This is a genomic window from Pseudomonas purpurea (genome assembly GCF_039908635.1).
GTDB classification, from domain to species: domain Bacteria; phylum Pseudomonadota; class Gammaproteobacteria; order Pseudomonadales; family Pseudomonadaceae; genus Aquipseudomonas; species Aquipseudomonas purpurea.
The window spans coordinates 130,266-151,982 of the sequence record NZ_CP150918.1 but is presented as its reverse complement, the minus strand read 5'-3'; the positions used below and the strand labels follow the sequence as shown (position 1 = coordinate 151,982).

7 protein-coding genes are annotated in these 21,717 nt (G+C 61.8%); 1 reads left to right on the top strand and 6 read right to left on the bottom strand.

The genetic code is table 11. The features are described from left to right. Positions 1-3 precede the first annotated feature (3 nt). The 6 genes from AABM54_RS00695 to AABM54_RS00670 all read right to left on the bottom strand — a co-directional run bounded on the left by AABM54_RS00695 (position 4) and on the right by AABM54_RS00670 (position 8,347). Positions 4-1,542 (bottom strand): MFS transporter, encoded by a 1,539-nt coding sequence (locus AABM54_RS00695; RefSeq protein ID WP_347903089.1) that lies wholly within the window; start codon positions 1,540-1,542, stop codon positions 4-6. Positions 1,543-1,689: 147 nt separating this feature from the next. Then, entirely contained in the window at positions 1,690-2,616 is a 927-nt protein-coding gene (locus tag AABM54_RS00690; RefSeq protein ID WP_347903087.1) for a LysR family transcriptional regulator, read from the bottom strand. Between the two features lie 55 nt (positions 2,617-2,671). Then, positions 2,672-3,238 (bottom strand): energy transducer TonB, encoded by a 567-nt coding sequence (locus AABM54_RS00685; protein ID WP_347903085.1) that lies wholly within the window; start codon positions 3,236-3,238, stop codon positions 2,672-2,674. 200 nt (positions 3,239-3,438) lie between these two features. Then, complete coding sequence (locus AABM54_RS00680) at positions 3,439-4,806, bottom strand: HlyD family type I secretion periplasmic adaptor subunit (protein WP_347903084.1); 1,368 nt, start codon at positions 4,804-4,806, stop codon at positions 3,439-3,441. Next, entirely contained in the window at positions 4,796-6,952 is a 2,157-nt protein-coding gene (locus tag AABM54_RS00675; protein ID WP_347903083.1) for a type I secretion system permease/ATPase, read from the bottom strand. Before AABM54_RS00675 ends, AABM54_RS00680 begins: the two co-directional genes overlap by 11 nt. Positions 6,953-6,994: 42 nt before the next feature. Continuing rightward, positions 6,995-8,347 (bottom strand): TolC family outer membrane protein, encoded by a 1,353-nt coding sequence (locus AABM54_RS00670; protein WP_347903082.1) that lies wholly within the window; start codon positions 8,345-8,347, stop codon positions 6,995-6,997. A gap of 355 nt (positions 8,348-8,702) precedes the next feature. Here AABM54_RS00670 and AABM54_RS00665 point away from each other — a divergent pair, with 355 nt between their 5' ends. Further along, on the top strand, positions 8,703-21,650 hold the full coding sequence (locus AABM54_RS00665; protein ID WP_347903081.1) for a retention module-containing protein: 12,948 nt from the start codon (positions 8,703-8,705) through the stop codon (positions 21,648-21,650). Positions 21,651-21,717: the final 67 nt, after the last annotated feature.

The window sequence follows — 21,717 nt, the reverse complement described above, 5'->3', positions numbered from 1 at the left end:
CGTTCAAGTCGGCGCGCGCGGCGGATACACCCGCGTCGGCAGCCAGAAAATCAGCAGGATCAGCGCCAGTGCAACGCCGGCCATGCACAGGTAAAGGTCCGAGGAAGTCAGCACCACCGCTTGCTGGTGCAGCCGGTGCGCCAGGCCCGGGGTGTCGCTGTCGGCCAGCGGTGAATTGCCGAGGCGGTCGACCAGCATGGTCGAGTGAAAATGCAGGCGTGCTGTGGTCAGTGCATCCAGTACGCCCGTGGCAACCACCGCCGCCAGGCCTTTCACGGTGTTGAACCACGCCGAGGCGTACGGGCCTTCCACCGGGCTGATGCTGCCCGTGGCCAGCATCAACAACGGCAGCACCGCCATCGGTTGGCCAAAGATCTGCAACAGTTGCAGGGCGTAGAAGTCGTCGCGAATCCACACCGAGGTCAGTTGCGAACCGCCGATGCACGACAGCGCCAGCATGCTCAGGCCAATGCCCAGCACCCAGCGGCAATCGACCCAGCGCACGTTGCACAACGCCGCCACCAGCGGCAGCGCGATCAATTGCGGGCCAGCCATCAACAACATCACCGGGGCCGTTTGAATCGGCCGGTAGCCCTGGACCTGCGCCAGGTAACCCGACGGAATGATGATCACCGCCAGCAGCACCACCAGCACCCCGGCCAGCGTCAGCAAGGCGAACGACAGGTTGCGGATGCCGAGCATCTGCAATTTGAAGAACGGCACCGGTTGCGACCATTCGTTGAACATGAACAGCACCAGCAACAACGCACCACCGCCGAGTAGCCAGCAGATCAGCGCCGACTCGAACCAGTCCAGCCGATTGCCCTGCAAGAGACCGATCACCAGCATGCAGATCGCCGGAAACCCCAGCAGCAAGCCACGCCAGTTGAATTGTTTGAGGCGCTCCAGGCGCAGCGGGTCCTGAGGCAAACCGTAGGCCACGGCGACCATGGCCAGCAGGCTCGGCGCAATGATTTGCCAGAAGGTCCAGCGCCAGCTCACGTATTCGGTCCACAACCCGGCCAGCGGCGTCCCCAGGCCCGGCCCGAACGTGGCCGTCAACGCATAGCCGGCCAGGCCATAAAGCTTGACGTTGGCCGGCAGGAAGCGCAGCGCGACGGTCATCAGCATCGGCGGCAACGCGCCACCGGCCAGCCCTTGCAGGGTGCGCATCAGCAGCAGGCTTTCGTAGTTCGGGGCCAACGGGCTCAGCACCCCGAGCAAGGTGAACAGGGCAATCGCGCAGAGGGTGAAACGCCTTAGTGAAAAGGTCACCGAACACCAAGGGGCGAATGCCATGGCCGCAACCGAGGTCGCGGTGTAGCTGGCGACCAGCCAGGTGCCTTCGTCATAACCGATGGCCAGGGCGCCGCGAATGTCGGCCAGGGCGACCTTGGTCACCATTTCGTTGAGGCCCGACACCAGCACCGCCAGCAACACGCCGACCAACCCGATGATGATGCGCGGACCGAAAACGGGAGGCGCGGCGGCTGCCGGTTTGCTGGCCGCCTGGAGGGTCGCGGGGACAGCGAGGGAAGTCATGTGCGGTAACGCTCCGGAAAACAGAAATACCGGAGCAGTTTATGAACGCAGACAGCTGACGAAAACTGACTTATTGGCAGCTTATAAGTGCGTCTGATGCAGCAATGAGGAGTGTCATGGCCGCTTCACGACCATCAGGATGCCGTATCACCCCGAAGCCGGCTGCGCCGCCTGCCACGTCTCGTCGCAACAGCGTTTGAGGGTTTCGCGCAGCCAGCGGTGGGCCGGGTCCTTGTCGTATCGCGGGTGCCAGGCCTGGGTCAGCATCAAGGTCGGCAATGGCACCGGCAACGCGAATGACTGCAACCGCAAGCCCAGGCGGGTCACGCTCAGCAGCGCCTCCTTGGGCACGGGCAGAATCAGGTCCGAATCGGGCAGCACGAACATCGCGGCATGGAAGCTTGGGGCAATCAGTGTCACCCGCCGCTCAAGGCCCAGCGCATTGAGCGCGGTGTCGATCGGCCCACGGGCCAGGCCACGGCGGGACATGCTGATGTGAGAAAAACTGGCAAAGCGCTCCGGGGTGATTTCCCCGTCGAGCAACGGATGGTTCTCACGTACCAGTCCGACAAAGGTTGTCGAAAACAGGTTCTGGACTTTCACCTCTGGAGTCAGCGGCCGCGTATTGCTGATGCGCAGGTCGATCCGGCCTTCGCGCAGCGCCTCGTCGTCACCATCGCCCTCCGGCACAAAACGCAGCTCGCAGTGCGGGGCCTGGCGGTCCAGGGTGTCGATCAGATGACCGCCGTACACCCCGACGAAAAAGTCGTTGGCACGCACGTTGAACCGCCGACGCAAGGTGCTCATATCCACGTCATCGGCCGAACGAAACAACAACGCCGCTTGCTCCACCACGTCTCGCACCTGATCACGCAGTGCCAGCGCCTTGGGGGTCGGCACCAGGCCTCGTCCGGCCCGCACCAGGATCGGGTCGCCAATTGCTTCGCGAATCCGCGTCAGGGTCCGGCTCATCGCGGCCGGGCTGAGGTTCATCCGCCGCGCCGCGCCCACCACGCTGCCCTCGTCGAGCAACGCATCGAGGGCAACCAGAAGGTTCATGTCCGGGAGTTGCATAGTGAGCACTCGTGGCAGGGCAGGATTGAGCCAGGCGCAATGTTAGCAGCGTTCTCTACCGCGGTAGCCAGAACGCCTTCTTCACGCTTTCAGGCAGTACATCGCTGTACAAGGCTGTCGGCGTGCTCTGACAGCGCCGAACGATGTCCGGCAGCGCATTGAGCAGCTCGCTGTTGAGGTGCGAACCTTCCTCGATTTTTCGCTCATGGGTAAACACCGGTATCAGCAGGGCGGCACTGGTCATGGCGAACGTCGGCATGCTGCTCAGGGGCTTATCGGGATAATTGCCTCGATACTGCGCAACCTCAGTGTTCAAGGCGTTGCAGCGCTGAGACAGCAAGGTCTGAATGGTGTTCTGTGTCTCGGAGACAGCCTTCATGTTGGGTTCCGGCGAGAACACCAGCGTGTTCTGCGCTTCGACCACGGCAGGCAAGTCCGTCGTCACGTCCCAGGGTTTGAACCGCCACTGTCTGACAGCCGCTTTCGCCGCCTCGGCAAATTCGTCGTGGGTGGCACTCAACACCTTCACGTCGCTGACCGAACCGTCGTTATGAATGTTCAGGCTGACCCGCACCTTGCCCGACACGCCAACCAGCGCTGGCGGGTAATGCGGTTTGGGCATGAAGGCCCCGTCTAACGAGGGGTATGCCGCAAACACATTGAGAGAGCACAGCAACGCTGCACTCAACAGCAGAAAACGCATTTGAAAGTCCTTTTAAGAATCGCCAGCCTGCGTCCCACGTGCGGGACACAGGACACTTCGCGATGGAGGGCGCACGCCGCTGCTGGCAAACCAGCGATCAGCACAACGCGGTCACCCTCTTAGCGCTCGTGCAACGCCTCCGCCCGCGCCTTGATGATCGGCTTGAGCAGGTAACTGAGGATGGTTTTCTTGCCGGTGATGATGTCCACCGAAGCGACCATGCCGGGAATGATCAGCAACGGCTTTTCGTCGGTGCCCAGGTGGCTGCGGTCGGTGCGCAGCTTGATCATGTAGTAGGTGGTTTTCTTGTCTTCGTCGGTGATGGTGTCGGCACCGATCTGTTCCAGCGTGGCCTTCAGGCCGCCGTAAATGGTGTAGTCGTAGGCGGTGAATTTGACGATGGCTTCCTGACCGGGGTGCAGGAACGCGATGTCTTGCGGACGAATCTTCGCTTCCACCAGCAGGGTGTCATCCAACGGGACGATTTCAACCATGTCGCTGCCCGGCTGAATCACGCCACCGATGGTGTTGACCAGCAGTTGCTTGACGATCCCGCGCACCGGCGAGGTCACCAGCGTCCGGCTGACGCGGTCTTCCAGGGCCTTGCCGGTCGCCTGGGCCTTGTTCAGGTCCGTGCGCGCTTCGTTGAGCTGGGTCAGCGCCTCGCTGCGGAACTTGCCACGGGTTTCGTCGATCTTGCGCTGCACTTCCTTGATCGCCGATTCGGCACGCGGGATCGCCAGGGTGGTGGCGTCCAGTTGGCCACGGGTTTCGACTTCGGCGCGCTTGAGCCGCAGCACTTCCACCGGCGACACCGCGCCCTGAGCCACGAGTGGCTCCGACATGTTGATTTCCTGGCGCTGCAAGCCCAGTGCGTTGCGGTACTGCGATTGCTTGGAGGTGAATTCGCGCAGCTCTTGCTGGCGCTGAATCAACTGCTCCTGCAAACCACCGATCTCGTCGTGCAGTTGCTGGCGACGACTGATGTACAGCGATTCTTCACTGGCGGCCTGCACCGGTACCGCTTTCATGACGTCGTCCGGGAAAGCCAATGGACGGTCGTCAACTTCCGCGCTCAAGCGTTCAACCCGCAGCAACATCGACAAACGGTCCGCTTCGGTTTCGCCGACGTTGGACACAAACCGCGTGTCGTCCAGACGAATCAGCGGTGCGCCCGCCTCGACGATTTGCCCTTCGCGAACGAAGAGCTCGGCAACAATACCGCCCTCCAGGTTCTGGATTTTCTGGATCTTCGACGAAGGAATCGCCTTGCCATCGCCCTTGGTGACCTCATCGATCACCGCAAAGTTGGCCCACAGCAGCAGAAACACAAAAAAGCCGATGATCGCCCAGATCGTCAGGCGCACCACGCGCGGGGCGTCTTCGATCAACGCCTTGTTGACCTCCGGCAGCGGTTGGCCTTGCAGTGAATCGGTGCCTTTGAAATAACGACGGATCGAGTCCTTCATCCCAGACTTAAGCAACACTGATCTGCCCCTTCTTCAACGCTTCCATCACCACGGCTTTTGGACCATCGGCCAGAATTTGCCCTCGATCGACCACCAGCAATCGGTCAACCAGCGACAGCAGCGATGCCCGGTGCGTCACCAGCACCACGGTTTTGCTTTCCACCACGGCTTGCAGGCGTTGCTTCAAGCGCTCTTCGCCGGTGTTGTCCATGGCGCTGGTCGGCTCATCGAGCAGCAAGATCGGCGGGTTCAGCAACAAGGCACGGGCCAGGGCCACGTTCTGGCGCTGGCCGCCGGACAGGTTCTGCCCGCGCTCGCCCACTTGCAGCTCATAGCCTTGCGGGTGCAGGCGGGCGAATTCGTGGACGCCGGCCAGTTCGGCCGCTTGCAGCACCAGTTCGTCTTCGACGTAACGGGCGCCGGAAACCAGGTTGTCGCGCAGGGTGCCGGCGAGCAACTGGATGTCCTGAGGCACGTAGCCGATGTTGTGGCGCAGTTCACTGACGTCGATCTGGCGGATGTCGACGCCATCCACCAGCAACGCGCCGTCATCCGGTTGATACAGGCCCACCAGCAGCTTGGCCAGCGAGCTTTTGCCCGAGCCGCTGCGCCCGATGATGCCGATCTTCTCGCCCGGCTTGATGATCAGGTTGATGTTCTTCAGTGCCGCGTTCTGCTGGCCCGGGTAGGTGAAGTTCAGTTGACGGCATTCGATGGCGCCTTGCAGGACCTTGCGGCTCAGCGGGCGCTCTTCGAAGTTGCGCTCTTGCGGCAACTCCATCATCTGGTCGACCGAGGTCATGGTGACCCGCGCCTGCTGGTAACGCGTGAGCAAGCCGGACAACGACGCCAGCGGGCTCAGGGCGCGGCCGCTGAGCATGTAGCAGGCAATCAGGCCGCCCATGCTCAGGTTACCGGCAATGATCTGGTACACGCCGAAGACAATCATGATCACGCCCGCCAGTTGCTGGATCAGCAGGGTGATGTTCATCGCCAGGCCGGAGAGCATTTTCACCCGCAACTCGAGGCGGCTGAGGGTGCCGATGGTCTGTTCCCACTGGTACTGGCGTTCGCTTTCAGCGTTGTTGACCTTGACCGCATCCAGCCCGGCCAACGTCTCGATCAGGCTCGACTGACGCTCGGCGCCCAGGGCCATGGTGCGTTCCATGGTTGCCACCAACGGCTTCTGCAAGGCATAGCCGATCAACAGGGCAATCGGGAACGCCAGGACGGGGATCCACACCAGATGGCCGCCGAGGATGGCGATCACCAGGAAGATCAGCAGCGTAAACGGCAGGTCGATCAGGCTGGTCAGGGTCAGCGACGCCAGGAAGTCGCGCAGGCTCTGAAACTCGTGGATGTTCTGGGCAAAGCTGCCGACCCGCGCCGGGCGGTACTTCATGGCCATGCCGACGATCCGCTCGAACAACGTCGCGGAGATGATCAGGTCGGTTTTCTTGCCGGCCAGGTCCAGGCACAAACTGCGCAGGCTTTTAAGCACCAGGTCGAACAGGTAGGCACCGGTAATGCCGATGGCCAGCACCCAGAGGGTCGCTTCGGCCTGGTTCGGTACCACGCGGTCATAGACGTTCATCACAAACAGCGGCGCAGCCATGGCGATGATGTTGATCAGCAGGCTGGCGGCGATGGCGTCGGCATACAGCCAGCGCGAACGCTTGAGGGTGTCGCGAAACCAGGAACGCGCGCGAGGAATCAGCGTGCCGTGGTTCACGTCGAATTTGTGTTGGGGTTGGGCGAAGAACACTTGCCCGGTGTAATCGTCGGCGAGCAGCTCACGGCTGACGCAGACTTCACCGCCGTCGCTTTCGCTGAGCAGCAAACGCGCCTGGTCGTCACCTTGCCAGCCCAGCAGAACGGCGCTGCGGCCGTCCTTGAGCAACAACAGCGCCGGCATGGCGATGGCCGGGATCTGCTCCAGTTTGCGCTGCAACACCCGCCCTTGCAGGCCGGCGCGTGCAGCGGCACGCGGGAGCAACTCGACACTCAAGCGCTGCTTGGGCAATGGCAGACCGGTGGTCAGCATGGCCGCGCTCGCCGGCTTCTGGTGCAACGTGCACAGCGCCAGCAGGCCATCCAGTAACGGATCGTCATGCAACGCACGTGGATCATGACTGAGATGAACTCGACTGACTTCTGATTCCACGCTCGGCAACCTTGGCTAACTATTGAACAAAAAAGGGTCTGCTCAATTCATGCCGGGCAGTTGGACCTTGGGCTTCACGTCATTGGATACGACGGAGGCCATCGGTGCGACCACTCCCTGGCTCTTGAGCAACTCGCCCATGGTCGCCTTGATTCGATACTGAGTAAATAACTGAATGTTTTTGATTTCCGCCAAACGACGGGAAGCGGTGAACAGTTCGTTCTCACTGTCGAGCAAGTCGAGCAGGGTACGCTCGCCGAGGCTGAATTGTTTCTGATAGGCGGTGCGCACGCTGGTGCTGTAGTCGACATACTGCTGAGCGATCGGCACCTGGGCGTTGGCATTGTTCAAGGCGTTCCAGGCCAGGCCCAGCTCCTCGTTCAAGACCCGCAGGGCGTTATTGCGAATATCCAGCGCCTGGGTGGACTGATAGGCCTTGGATTCCAGGTCAGCCTTGTTGCTGCCACCGGCAAACAGGTTGAAGCGCATGCGCAACATCGCCTGCCATTCATTGTTGTGACCGTTCTGGCCGTCCAGGTCATTGTCGGCGGTGCGGCCCAACTCGGCATCGAAGCGCGGGTAGAACGTCGATTTGGCCGTGTCGTACTGCTTCTCGGCGGCAACGATGTCCGATTCGGCGGAACGCAGGATCGGGCTGTTCTCCAGCATTTGCTGGCGGGCTTCATTCAGGTCGGCGGGCAGCATCGCAACAAAGCTGTTCGGACGCTCCAGTTGATCAGGCATCTGGCCCACAGCACTGAGGAAGTTGGTCTGGGCATCGGCCAGGTTGGTCTGTTCGGTGATCAGGTTGTTGCGAGCCTGCGCCAGACGGGCTTCAGCCTGATCGCGGTCAGCGGTACGGCCAACGCCGCGCTCGGTGCGCAATTTGATCTGGTCGAAAATCCGTTCGTGGTTGCGCAGGTTGTCCTGGGCCAGTTGCACGAACTCACGACGGGTCAGCACGTCGAGGTACACCTGGGCCACGGTCAGCGCGGTGCGCTCGGAAGTGCCCAGCAAGGAATAGGCACGGGAGTTGACGGTGGCTTGTTGACGCCCGACTTCGCTGGACGTCGCAAAACCGTCAAACACCATCTGTTGAAGACGCAGGCTCGATTCGCCGCGGTTCAGGGTTTCCCAGTGATTGTTGCCGGTGCCCGCGCGGGTGGTCGGGTTGTCGGTGCCTTCACGGCCATAACCGCCCAGCAGATCGACCCGTGGCAGGTATCCGCCTTTGGCCGCTTTTAATTGATAATCCGCGGCGATTCGGCTGTTAACGCCCGCCTGGATTTCCGGGTGCACGTCCAGAGCCTGTTGCATGGCCTCTGGAAGGGTTTGTGCTTGAACGAAACTGGCGGCGAGGACGAACGGAATAGCCTTGAACACGTGCGAACGCATAGATAAATTTCCCAGGACTTCTTGTCTCAAATCACAGCAGAACGTGGTGCTGCGTCGGAAGATGGCAACCAGAGTGACCGTATATCGGAAAGTTCAAAATCGGAACTGGGTCACACACTGTAGGACAGGTCGCCGCATAAATATCAATGTGACATTACCGGGACGATTGTTTAGGATGGCACCCAGAAGGTCAATAGTTTGGCATAAAGTTAATTTCGAAAGATTCTAGCCAAATTATTGACGAAAGCCCTGTTAAACAGTGCGTCAAATACTTTACAAGTACGTCCAGACCGAGGTGGCAAAGGCCCCGCGGGTACATGGAAGTCAACTGAACGGAACGTCCGGAGAATCCTCAATGAGCAGTGTTGTTGCCATCGTCAAAAGCATTGTCGGTCAAGTTTTCGCGGTGTCCCCCGAGGGCATCAGACGCGTACTCATTGAAGGCGACCGGCTGTTCGTGGGCGACCAGGTCGACACCGGCCCGGCTGGCGCGGTCACCCTGGAACTGGCTGACGGCCGCAGCCTGGACCTGGGCCGCGACACGCAATGGAGCGGCAGCGCGCCGGATTCCAGCACCGACCTGGCACAAGCCACCGCGCAATCCGCGCCATCGGTTGACGAACTGCAACAAGCTATCGCCGCGGGCGTCGACCCGACGACCGCCTTCGAAGCCGCTGCAGCAGGCCCGACCGCCGCAGGCTCGGGCGGTGCTGCCGGTGGTGGTCACAGCTTCGTGGTGCTCGATGCCACGGCCGGCCGTGTCGACCCGACCATTGGCTTCCCGACCGCAGGCATCGGCTCTGCAACCTCGGCGGTGGACAACACCGTCGGCGGCCAGAACAACGACAGTGGCAACGGTAACAATGTGCTGCGTGGCTCGACCCTGAGCCTCAGCGCAACCCCGACCATCACGGAAGCCGGCGGCGTGCTGGTGTACACCGCGACGCTCACCGAGGCCCCCCTCACCGACCTGATCGTGACCCTGTCCAACGGCTCGGTGATCGTGATCCCGGCCGGCCAACTGACCGGCAGCGTCAACGTGCCACTGGCCCCCAATGACAGCGTCTATATCGACCCGGGCCAACTGACCGTCGACGTCGCCCGCACCACCGGCGGTGGCGGCCTGGTGCTGACAGTCGACCCGACGCCGGCTGTCACTCAGATCACCGACACCATCGACACCACCACCGTCACCCTGACGGCCAATCCGACCGTCACCGAAGGCGGCCAGATTACCTATACCGCGACCCTGACCAGCCCGGCGCAGACACCGGTCACCGTGACCCTGTCCAACGGTTCGACCATCACCATCGAAGCCGGCAAAACCACCGGCACCGTGAACGTCGATACCCCGCCAAATGACGTGTACAACAACAGCAGTACCGTCAGCACCACGATTACCGGCGCCACTGGCGGCAACTTTGAAAACCTGGTGCCGGGCACCACGCCTGCCGTCACCACGATCAACGACTCGATCGACAACACCGGCCTGACCCTGACGGCCACCGAAAGTGTCACCGAAGGTGGCCAGATCACTTACACCGCGACGCTGACCAACCCGGCGCAGACACCGGTTACCGTGACCCTGTCCAACGGTTCGACCATCACCATCGAAGCCGGTAAAACCACCGGTACTGTGAACGTCGACACCCCGCCGAATGACGTCTACAACAACGGCGGCACCGTCAGCACCACGATTACCGGTGCCACCGGCGGCAACTTTGAAAACCTGGTGCCGAGCACCACGCCTGCCGTTACCACGATCAACGACTCGATCGACAACACCGGCCTGAGCCTGACCGCCACCGGCACCGTGGTTGAAGGTGGCCAGATCACCTACACCGCCACCCTGACCAACCCGGCCGGCACGCCGATGACCGTGACCTTGAGCAACGGCTCGGTCATCACCATCGAAGCCGGCAAAACCACCGGCAGCGTGGTCGTCGACACGCCGCCAAACGACGTCTACAACAATGGCAGCACCGTCAGCACCACGATTACCGGCACCACCGGCGGTAACTTCGAGCAACTGACCCCGAGCACCGAGCCGGCACTCACCACCATCACCGACTCCAAGGACGACACCGGCCTGAGCCTGTCGGCGTCCACCGAAGTCGCCGAAGGTGGCTCGATTCTCTACACCGCGACCCTGACCAATGCGGCCCAGACCCCTGTCACCGTCACGTTGAGCAATGGTGCGGTTATCACCATCGCGGCCGGCGCAACAACCGGTACCGTCAGTTTTCCGGCACCGGCCGACGACGTCTATAAAGACGCCGGTACGGTGGAAGTCACCATCAAGGACGCCAGCGGCGGTAACTTCGAGAACCTGGTGACCAGCGATGTGCCTGCCGTCACGGTGGTTAATGACACGATCGATACCAGCACCGTTTCGCTGACCGCGACTGAAAACGTCGCTGAAGGCGGCACCGTGGTGTACACCGCTTCGGTTACCGCGCCAGTCACTGGCTCGCCAGTGGTTATCACGTTGTCGAACGGCCAGACCATCACTATTCCAGTGGGCGCGAGTTCCGGGACCGTGAGTTTTGTTGCGCCGAATGATGTGTTGGCCGGTGGCAGCTCCCTGAGCGTGAAGATCGACGACGCCAAGGGCGGCAACTACGAAAAACTGGCCATCGACAGCAAGCCCGCCGACACCTCGGTGACCGACGTCAACGACACCACCAACCTCTCGCTGAGCGCGACCGGTTCGGTGGATGAAGGTGGCCAGATCACCTATACCGCGACCTTGACCAACGCGGCCGGCACCCCAGTGACCGTGACCCTGTCGAACGGTTCGACCATCACCATCGACGCCGGCAAGACCACCAGTACCGTGACCATCGACGCGCCGAAAGACAGCGTCTACATCGATGCGAGCAAGGTTGAAGCGACCATCACCGGTACCGCCGGTGGTAACTTCGAAAACCTGGTGACCAGCGACAAACCAGCGGTCACCGTGGTCAACGACACCATCGATACCAGCACCGTTTCGCTGACCGCGACTGAAAACGTCGCTGAAGGCGGCACCGTGGTGTACACCGCTTCGGTAACAGCGCCCGTCACCGGTTTGCCGGTGGTTATCACGTTGTCGAATGGCCAGACCATCACCATTCCAGTGGGCGCCAGCTCCGGCACCGTGAACTTCATCGCGCCAAATGATGCATTGGCCGGCGGCAACTCCCTGAGCGTCAAGATCGACGACGCCAAGGGCGGCAACTACGAAAAACTGGCCATCGACAGCAAGCCCGCCGACACCTCGGTGACCGACGTCAACGACACCACCAACCTGTCGCTGAGCGCGACCGGCTCAGTGGATGAAGGCGGCCAGATTACTTACACCGCGACCCTGACTAACGCGGCTGGCACCCCGGTGACCGTGACGTTGAGCAACGGCTCGACCATCACCATCGACGCCGGCAAAACCACCGGCACCGTGACCATCGACGCGCCGAAAGACAGCGTCTACATCGACGCCGGCAAGGTCGAAGCGACCATCACCGGCACCGCCGGTGGCAATTTCGAGAACCTAGTGACCAGCGACAAACCAGCCGTCACCGTGGTGAACGACACCATCGACACCAGCACCGTTTCGTTAACCGCGACTGAAAACGTCGCTGAAGGCGGCACCGTGGTGTACACCGCCAGCGTCACCGCGCCAGTGACCGGTTCGCCGGTGGTGGTGACCTTGTCCAACGGTCAGACCATCACCATCGCTGTGGGCGCAAGCTCCGGCACCGTGAGCTTCATCGCCCCGAACGACGCCCTCGCGGGCGGCAACTCCCTGAGCGTCAAGATCGACGACGCCAAGGGCGGCAACTACGAAAAACTGGCCATCGACAGCAAGCCCGCCGACACCTCGGTGACCGACGTCAACGACACCACCAACCTGTCGCTGACCGCGACCGGTTCGGTGGATGAAGGCGGCCAGATTACTTACACCGCGACCCTGACTAACGCGGCGGGCACCCCGGTGACCGTGACGTTGAGCAACGGCTCGACCATCACCATCGACGCCGGCAAGACCACCGGTACCGTGACCATCGACGCGCCGAAAGACAGCGTCTACATCGATGCGGGCAAGGTTGAAGCCACCATCACTGGCACTGCCGGCGGTAACTTCGAAAACCTGGTGACCAGCGATAAAGCTGCCGTCACCGTGGTCAACGACACCATCGATACCAGCACCGTTTCGCTGACCGCGACTGAAAACGTCGCTGAAGGCGGCACGGTGGTGTACACCGCTTCGGTTACCGCGCCCGTCACCGGTTCGCCAGTGGTTATCACGTTGTCGAACGGCCAGACCATCACTATTCCAGTGGGCGCTAGCTCCGGGACTGTGAACTTCATCGCGCCAAACGACGCCCTCGCGGGCGGCAACTCCCTGAGCGTCAAGATCGACGACGCCAAGGGCGGCAACTACGAAAAACTGGCCATCGACAGCAAGCCCGCCGACACCTCGGTGACCGACGTCAACGACACCACCAACCTGTCGCTGACTGCGACCGGTTCGGTGGACGAAGGCGGCCAAATCACTTACACCGCGACCCTGACTAACGCGGCTGGCACCCCGGTGACCGTGACCCTGTCGAACGGTTCGACCATCACCATCGACGCCGGCAAAACCACCGGCACCGTGACCATCGACGCGCCGAAAGACAGCGTCTACATCGACGCCGGCAAGGTCGAAGCCACCATCACCGGCACTGCCGGCGGTAACTTCGAAAACCTGGTGACCAGCGATAAAGCTGCCGTCACGGTGGTTAATGACACCATCGACACCAGCACCGTTTCGCTGACCGCGACTGAAAACGTCGCTGAAGGCGGCACCGTGGTGTACACCGCCAGCGTCACCGCGCCAGTGACCGGTTCGCCGGTGGTGGTGACCTTGTCCAACGGTCAGACCATCACCATCGCTGTGGGCGCAAGCTCCGGCACCGTGAGCTTCATCGCCCCGAACGACGCCCTCGCGGGCGGCAACTCCCTGAGCGTCAAGATCGACGACGCCAAGGGCGGCAACTACGAAAAACTGGCCATCGACAGCAAACCCGCCGACACCTCGGTGACCGACGTCAACGACACCACCAACCTCTCGCTGACCGCGACCGGCTCAGTGGATGAAGGCGGCCAGATTACTTACACCGCGACCCTGACTAACGCGGCGGGCACCCCGGTGACCGTGACGTTGAGCAACGGCTCGACCATCACCATCGACGCCGGCAAAACCACCGGCACCGTGACCATCGACGCGCCGAAAGACAGCGTCTACATCGACGCCGGCAAGGTCGAAGCCACCATCACCGGCACTGCCGGCGGTAACTTCGAAAACCTGGTGACCAGCGATAAAGCTGCCGTCACCGTGGTCAACGACACCATCGATACCAGCACGGTTTCGCTGACTGCGACGCCGGATGTGGCTGAAGGTGGCACGGTGGTTTACACCGCTTCGGTAACAGCGCCAGTCACTGGCTCGCCAGTGGTTATCACGTTGTCGAACGGCCAGACCATCACTATTCCAGTGGGCGCGAGCTCCGGGACTGTGAACTTCATCGCGCCAAATGATGCATTGGCCGGTGGCAGCTCCCTGAGCGTGAAGATCGACGACGCCAAGGGCGGCAACTACGAAAAACTGGCCATCGACAGCAAGCCCGCCGACACCTCGGTGACCGACGTCAACGACACCACCAACCTGTCGCTGAGCGCGACCGGCTCGGTGGATGAAGGCGGCCAGATTACTTACACCGCGACCCTGACTAACGCGGCTGGCACCCCGGTGACCGTGACGTTGAGCAACGGCTCGACCATCACCATCGACGCCGGCAAAACCACCGGCACCGTGACCATCGACGCGCCGAAAGACAGCGTCTACATCGACGCCGGCAAGGTCGAAGCCACCATCACCGGCACTGCCGGCGGTAACTTCGAAAACCTGGTGACCAGCGATAAAGCTGCCGTCACCGTGGTCAACGACACCATCGATACCAGCACCGTTTCGCTGACCGCGACTGAAAACGTCGCTGAAGGCGGCACCGTGGTGTACACCGCCAGCGTCACCGCGCCAGTGACCGGTTCGCCGGTGGTGGTGACCTTGTCCAACGGTCAGACCATCACCATCGCTGTGGGCGCAAGCTCCGGCACCGTGAGCTTCATCGCCCCGAACGACGCCCTCGCGGGCGGCAACTCCCTGAGCGTGAAGATCGACGACGCCAAGGGCGGCAACTACGAAAAACTGGCCATCGACAGCAAGCCCGCCGACACCTCGGTGACCGACGTCAACGACACCACCAACCTGTCGCTGAGCGCGACCGGCTCGGTGGACGAAGGCGGCCAAATCACTTACACCGCGACTCTGACTAACGCGGCTGGCACCCCGGTGACCGTGACGTTGAGCAACGGCTCGACCATCACCATCGACGCCGGCAAAACCACCGGCACCGTGACCATCGACGCGCCGAAAGACAGTGTCTACATCGATGCGGGTAAAGTCGAAGCGACCATCACCGGCACCGCCGGTGGTAACTTCGAAAACCTGGTGACCAGCGATAAAGCTGCCGTCACGGTGGTTAATGACACCATCGACACCAGCACCGTTTCGCTGACCGCGACTGAAAACGTCGCTGAAGGCGGCACCGTGGTGTACACCGCCAGCGTCACCGCGCCAGTGACCGGTTCGCCGGTGGTGGTGACCTTGTCCAACGGTCAGACCATCACCATCGCTGTGGGCGCAAGCTCCGGCACCGTGAGCTTCATCGCCCCGAACGACGCCCTCGCGGGCGGCAACTCCCTGAGCGTCAAGATCGACGACGCCAAGGGCGGCAACTACGAAAAACTGGCCATCGACAGCAAGCCCGCCGACACCTCGGTGACCGACGTCAACGACACCACCAACCTGTCGCTGAGCGCGACCGGCTCAGTGGATGAAGGCGGCCAGATTACTTACACCGCGACCCTGACTAACGCGGCTGGCACCCCGGTGACCGTGACGTTGAGCAACGGCTCGACCATCACCATCGACGCCGGCAAAACCACCGGCACCGTGACCATCGACGCGCCGAAAGACAGCGTCTACATCGACGCCGGCAAGGTCGAAGCCACCATCACCGGCACTGCCGGTGGTAACTTCGAAAACCTGGTGACCAGCGACAAACCAGCGGTCACCGTGGTGAACGACACCATCGATACCAGCACGGTTTCGTTGACTGCGACGCCGGATGTGGTTGAGGGCGGGACCGTGGTGTACACCGCGTCCGTCACTGCGCCCGTCACTGGTTCGCCAGTGGTTATCACGTTGTCGAACGGCCAGACCATCACTATTCCAGTGGGCGCTAGCTCCGGGACTGTGAACTTCATCGCACCAAATGATGCGTTGGCCGGTGGCAGTTCCCTGAGCGTGAAAATCGACGACGCCAAGGGCGGCAATTACGAAAAACTGGCCATCGACAGCAAACCCGCCGACACCTCGGTGACCGACGTCAACGACACCACCAACCTCTCGCTGACCGCGACCGGCTCAGTGGATGAAGGCGGCCAGATTACTTACACCGCGACCCTGACCAACGCCGCTGGCACGCCAGTGACCGTGACGTTGAGCAACGGTGCAGTCATCACCATCGACGCAGGTAAAACCACCGGCACCGTGACGGTCGACGCGCCGAAAGACGACGTCTACATCGATGCCGGCAAAGTCCAGGCGACCATCACCGGCGCCAACGGTGGCAACTTCGAAAAACTGGTCACCAGCGACAAGGCCGCGGTAACTGACGTCACCGATACCATCGACACCACGACGGTCAAACTGACCGCCACCCCGAACGCCGCCGAAGGCGGGACCGTGGTCTACACCGCGTCCGTGACCTCGCCGGTCACTGGTTCGCCGGTGGTGGTGACCTTGTCCAATGGCCAGATCATCACCATCGCTGTGGGCGCAAGCTCCGGCACCGTGAACTTCATCGCCCCGAACGATGCATTGGCCGGTGGCAGTTCCTTGAGCGTCAAGATCGACGACGCCAAGGGTGGCAACTTCGAAAAACTGGCCATCGACAGCAAGCCCGCCGACACCTCGGTGACCGACGTCAACGACACCACCAACCTGTCGCTGAGCGCGACCGGTTCGGTGGATGAAGGCGGCCAGATCACTTACACCGCGACCCTGACTAACGCGGCCGGCACCCCGGTGACCGTGACCCTGTCGAACGGCTCGACCATCACCATCGAGGCCGGCAAGACCACCGGTACCGTGACCATCGACGCGCCGAAAGACAGCGTTTACATCGATGCCGGCAAGGTTGAAGCGACCATCACCGGTACCAACGGTGGTAACTTCGAAAACCTGGTGACCAGCGACAAGCCAGCCGTCACCGTGGTCAACGACACCATCGACACCAGCACCGTTTCGCTGACTGCAACGCCGGATGTGGCTGAAGGTGGCACGGTGGTTTACACCGCTTCGGTAACAGCGCCCGTCACCGGTTCGCCGGTGGTTATCACGCTGTCGAACGGCCAGACCATCACCATTCCAGTGGGCGCCAGCTCCGGCACCGTGAACTTCATCGCGCCGAACGATGCATTGGCCGGTGGCAGCTCCCTGAGCGTGAAGATCGACGACGCCAAGGGCGGCAACTACGAAAAACTGGCCATCGACAGCAAACCCGCCGACACCTCGGTGACCGACGTCAACGACACCACCAACCTCTCGCTGACCGCGACCGGCTCAGTGGATGAAGGCGGCCAGATTACTTACACCGCGACCCTGACTAACGCGGCTGGCACCCCGGTGACCGTGACCCTGTCGAACGGCTCGACCATCACCATCGAGGCCGGCAAGACCACCGGTACCGTGACCATCGACGCGCCGAAAGACAGCGTTTACATCGATGCCGGCAAGGTTGAAGCGACCATCACCGGTACCAACGGTGGTAACTTCGAAAACCTGGTGACCAGCGATAAAGCTGCCGTCACGGTGGTTAATGACACCATCGACACCAGCACCGTTTCGCTGACCGCGACTGAAAACGTCGCTGAAGGCGGCACCGTGGTGTACACCGCCAGCGTCACCGCGCCAGTGACCAGTTCGCCGGTGGTGGTGACCTTGTCCAACGGTCAGACCATCACCATCGCTGTGGGCGCAAGCTCCGGCACCGTGAGCTTCATCGCCCCGAACGACGCCCTCGCGGGCGGCAACTCCCTGAGCGTCAAGATCGACGACGCCAAGGGCGGCAACTACGAAAAACTGGCCATCGACAGCAAGCCCGCCGACACCTCGGTGACTGACGTCAACGACACCACCAACCTCAGCCTGAGCGCGACTGACTCGGTGGCTGAAGGTGGCCATATCACCTACACCGCGACCCTGACCAACGCCGCTGGCACGCCAGTGACCGTGACGTTGAGCAATGGCGCCGTGATCACCATCGACGCTGGTAAAACCACCGGCACCGTCACGGTCGACGCGCCGAAAGACGACGTCTACATCGATGCCGGCAAAGTCCAGGCGACCATCACCGGCGCCAACGGTGGCAACTTCGAAAAACTGGTCACCAGCGACAAAGCTGCGGTGACTGACGTTACCGATACCATCGATAAAACCGAAGTCAGCATCAGCGGCAGCAGCCAGGTCACTGAAGGTCAGACCGCCAACTACACCGTGACCCTGTCGCACCCGTCGCAAACCGAAGTGACGCTGAATATCAGCTACAGCGGCACCGCTAAAGACGGCTCGGACTTCACCGGCGTGTACACGGTGAAAATCCCGGCCGGCGCCAGCACCGCCACCTTCAACATCGCGACCATCGACGACAAGATCACCGAAGGCACCGAGAACTTCGTGGTCAAGATCGACTCGGCCTCCGGTGGCAACTTCGAAAGCCTGGTGGTCAGCAGCACCAACGGCAGCGTCAATACCTCGATCATCGACAACGATGCGCCGCCGGTCATCGACCTGGACGCCAACAACTCCAGTGGCGCAACCGGTGCCGACTACAAGGTGACGTTCACCGAAGGCACCGCCGGGCCAGGTGTGTCGATTGCCGACACGGACCTTTCGATCACCGACCCGGACAGCACGATGCTGACCGGCGCCACCATCGTGCTGACCAACCGTCAGCCGGGTGACTCGCTGAACCTGGGCAACAGCGTCAACGGCATCACCATCAATGCCGACAGCAAGAATGGCTCGATCACCCTGACGTTGTCCGGCAATGCAACGCTGGCCGACTACATGCAGCAGATCAAAAACATCACCTTCACCAACAACAGTGAAGACCCGAGCACCACGCCTCGGACCATCACCGTGACCGTGACCGATGGCGGCAACTACTCCAACGTGGCCACCACCACCGTCAACGTGGTGGCGGTCAACGATGCACCGGTCGCCACTGGCGGCGCGGTCACCGGCACCGAAGACACCCCGCTGATCCTCGGCTGGTCGAACTTCGGTGTGAGCGATGTGGACAGCCCTGCCGCCAGCCTGGGCGTGAAAATCACCCAACTGCCGGGCGACGGGAAACTGCAGTACCTGGACGGTTCGACCTGGAAAGATGTGGCGAACAACCAGACCTTCACCAAGGCAGACATCGACAGCGGCAAGCTGCGCTTCATGCCTGATGCCAACGAATCCGGCACCGACGGCTACGGCGGCACCAAGGTCGGCGATCAGCAATCTGATTACGCACAGATCAAGTTCCAGCCAACCGACGGTCAACTGCTGGGTAATACCGGCACGGTGAAAGTCGACATCACGCCAGTCGCCGATACGCCGACACTGAGCATCGCCGGCAACAACGTGACCTCCACCGGCCTGATCAAGGAAGTCTGGACCGGTCTGGCTGGCCTGGGCACCAACGGTAATGGCGCGCCATCCGACACCCTGAAATCGGTGATCGATGCCGCTGGCAAACCGAACAGCAGCACCACCGTGACCAACGTGCAGTCTGACGGCAGCGTGACCGCGGGCACCGCGTCGAAAACTTCCGGGCTGATCTACCTTGAAGCCGGCAAGACCTACAGCTTCAGCGGCGTCGGCGATGACAGCTTGCTGGTGACCATCGGCGGCAAAAACGTGGCCAGCGCCCTGTGGGGCAACGGCGGGCAGCTCAGCGGTTCGTTCACGCCGACCACCAGCGGTTACTACACCCTGGACATCTACCACCATAACCAGAGCGGCCCGGGCAGCTATGACGTCAACCTGTCGGTCAATGGCAGCACGCCTGTCGACCTGAACACCGCAGGCGTGCCGATCTACACCGGCGTGACTGACCTGGTGAATGCCGGCGTGACGGTCTCCGACCTGCACGGCAGCAATGGCGAGGGTTACTACGACGGCTACAAACTCAACGAAGGCGCCGAGGGCGGCAGCGTTCATCTGTCGAAGATCACCACCGCACTGACCGACACCGACGGCTCCGAAAGCCTGAGCGTGAAAATCGGTGGCATTCCGGCAGGCTCGGTACTCACCGATGGCGCCGGCCACACCTTCACCGCTGGCGCGACCACGGGTGAAGCGAACGTGACGGGCTGGAACCTCGGCACCCTGACGATCACCCCGCCGCCGTACTACAACGGTTCGTTCAACCTGACCGTGACCTCGACCTCCACCGAGTCCCTCGGCGGCTCGGCACCGAGCACCGCGCAAATCCCGGTCACCGTCTACCCGGCGGTGTACAACGCGGTCACGGCCACTGCGGCGGACGACAACATCACCGGCACTGACGGCAACGACATCATGGTCGCCGACATCGGCGGGCTGACCGTGGTGCCTGGCGCCAACTACAACATCGCTTTCATGGTCGACAGCTCCGGCAGCATGAGCGCGGCCTCGATCAACGCGGCCAAGGACTCGCTGACATCGGTGTTCAACACCCTCAAGCAAAGCCTGGCCAGCAACGGTTCGGGCACGGTGAATATTTTCCTGGCGGACTTCGATAACCAGGTCAACAAGTCGATCTCGGTCAACCTGAACGATCCGGGTGCCCTGACACAGCTCAAATCCGTGCTGGACTCCATGGCGTCCGGCGGCGGCACCAACTACGAAGACGTGTTCAAGGCCACGGCCAACTTCTTCCAGAGCGGCATGGCCACCGGTAACAACAATGCGACCAACCTGACTTACTTCATCACCGACGGTAAGCCAACGTATTACCAGACCAACGAACAGACCAACCCGACGCTGTACGGCAACGTGAAGCTCGATGACGTGCTGACCACCAGCAACTACTCGCTGGGCCAGACTTACAGCGCCTACATCGATAACACCCACGCGCTGTCCATCAACAGTTCGGGCGCCGCCACGCTGTCGACCTGGAACGGTAACCGCTGGGTCGACAAAGGCCTGGGCACCGTACACGCTCAGGGCGACGGCACCTATGAGATCTCCAAACTCGGGGGCACCGGTTACGCCGAGTACTGGAACTACATCGACTCGGCCAACAACTCCAGCGCCAGCTTCACGCTGCTGAGCAAGCTGTCGCAGGTCGAGGCCATCGGCCTGAACAACGACGTCGGCCTCAATGACCTCAAGCCTTACGACACCGATGGCAAGCCGCAAACCAACATTGATCCGAAGGACCTGGCCAACTCGATCATCGGCCACACCGAAGCAACGATGCCAGGGTCCGACACCGTCAGTGGTGGCGACGGCAATGACATTTTGTTCGGCGACCTGGTGAGCTTCAACGGGATTGCCGGCGAGGGTTACCAGGCCATGCAAGCGTTCGTCGCCCAGCAAACCGGCGTGGATGTCAGCAAAGTCACCACCAGCAACGTGCACCAGTACATTACCGAGCACTACACCGCGTTCGATGTGTCCGGTTCACATGACGGTAACGACACCCTGCTGGGCGGTGCCGGCAACGACATCATCTTCGGCCAGGGCGGCAACGACCTGCTCGACGGCGGCAAGGGCAATGACATCCTGCTCGGCGGCACCGGTAGCGACACGCTGATCGGCGGTCAGGGCAACGACATCCTGATTGGCGGCTCGGGTGCCGACACCTTCGCCTGGAAGGCCGGTGACGTTGGCAACGACGTGATCAAGGACTTCAAGGCCAGCGAAGGCGACCGGATCGACCTGCGTGATCTGTTGCAGGGCGAGAGCGGCAGCACCATCGACAACTTCCTGAAGATCACCACGGTTGAAGGCGTGTCGACCTTGCAGGTCAGCTCCGAAGGCAAGCTCAACTCGGCTGGCGGCGTGGCCAACGCAGACGTGACGATCAAGCTGGAAGGCAACAACTGGTCCGGTCAGAGCATCAACTCGCTGATCGCCGGCAGTGACCCAACCATCAAGATCGACCACAACAACAGCTGATCCGGCCCCTGGCGGTCGCCCTCACCGGGCGGCCGTCATGCGCCGCCATCACCGCCCCGTGACGATT

Bases quoted from the DNA above. Each gene is read 5' to 3' on its own strand.
- AABM54_RS00695 (WP_347903089.1), bottom strand. From the start codon at position 1,542: ATGACTTCCCTCGCTGTCCCCGCGACCCTCCAGGCGGCCAGCAAACCG.
- AABM54_RS00690 (WP_347903087.1), bottom strand. From the start codon at position 2,616: ATGCAACTCCCGGACATGAACCTTCTGGTTGCCCTCGATGCGTTGCTC.
- AABM54_RS00685 (WP_347903085.1), bottom strand. From the start codon at position 3,238: ATGCCCAAACCGCATTACCCGCCAGCGCTGGTTGGCGTGTCGGGCAAG.
- AABM54_RS00670 (WP_347903082.1), bottom strand. From the start codon at position 8,347: ATGCGTTCGCACGTGTTCAAGGCTATTCCGTTCGTCCTCGCCGCCAGT.
- AABM54_RS00665 (WP_347903081.1), top strand. From the start codon at position 8,703: ATGAGCAGTGTTGTTGCCATCGTCAAAAGCATTGTCGGTCAAGTTTTC.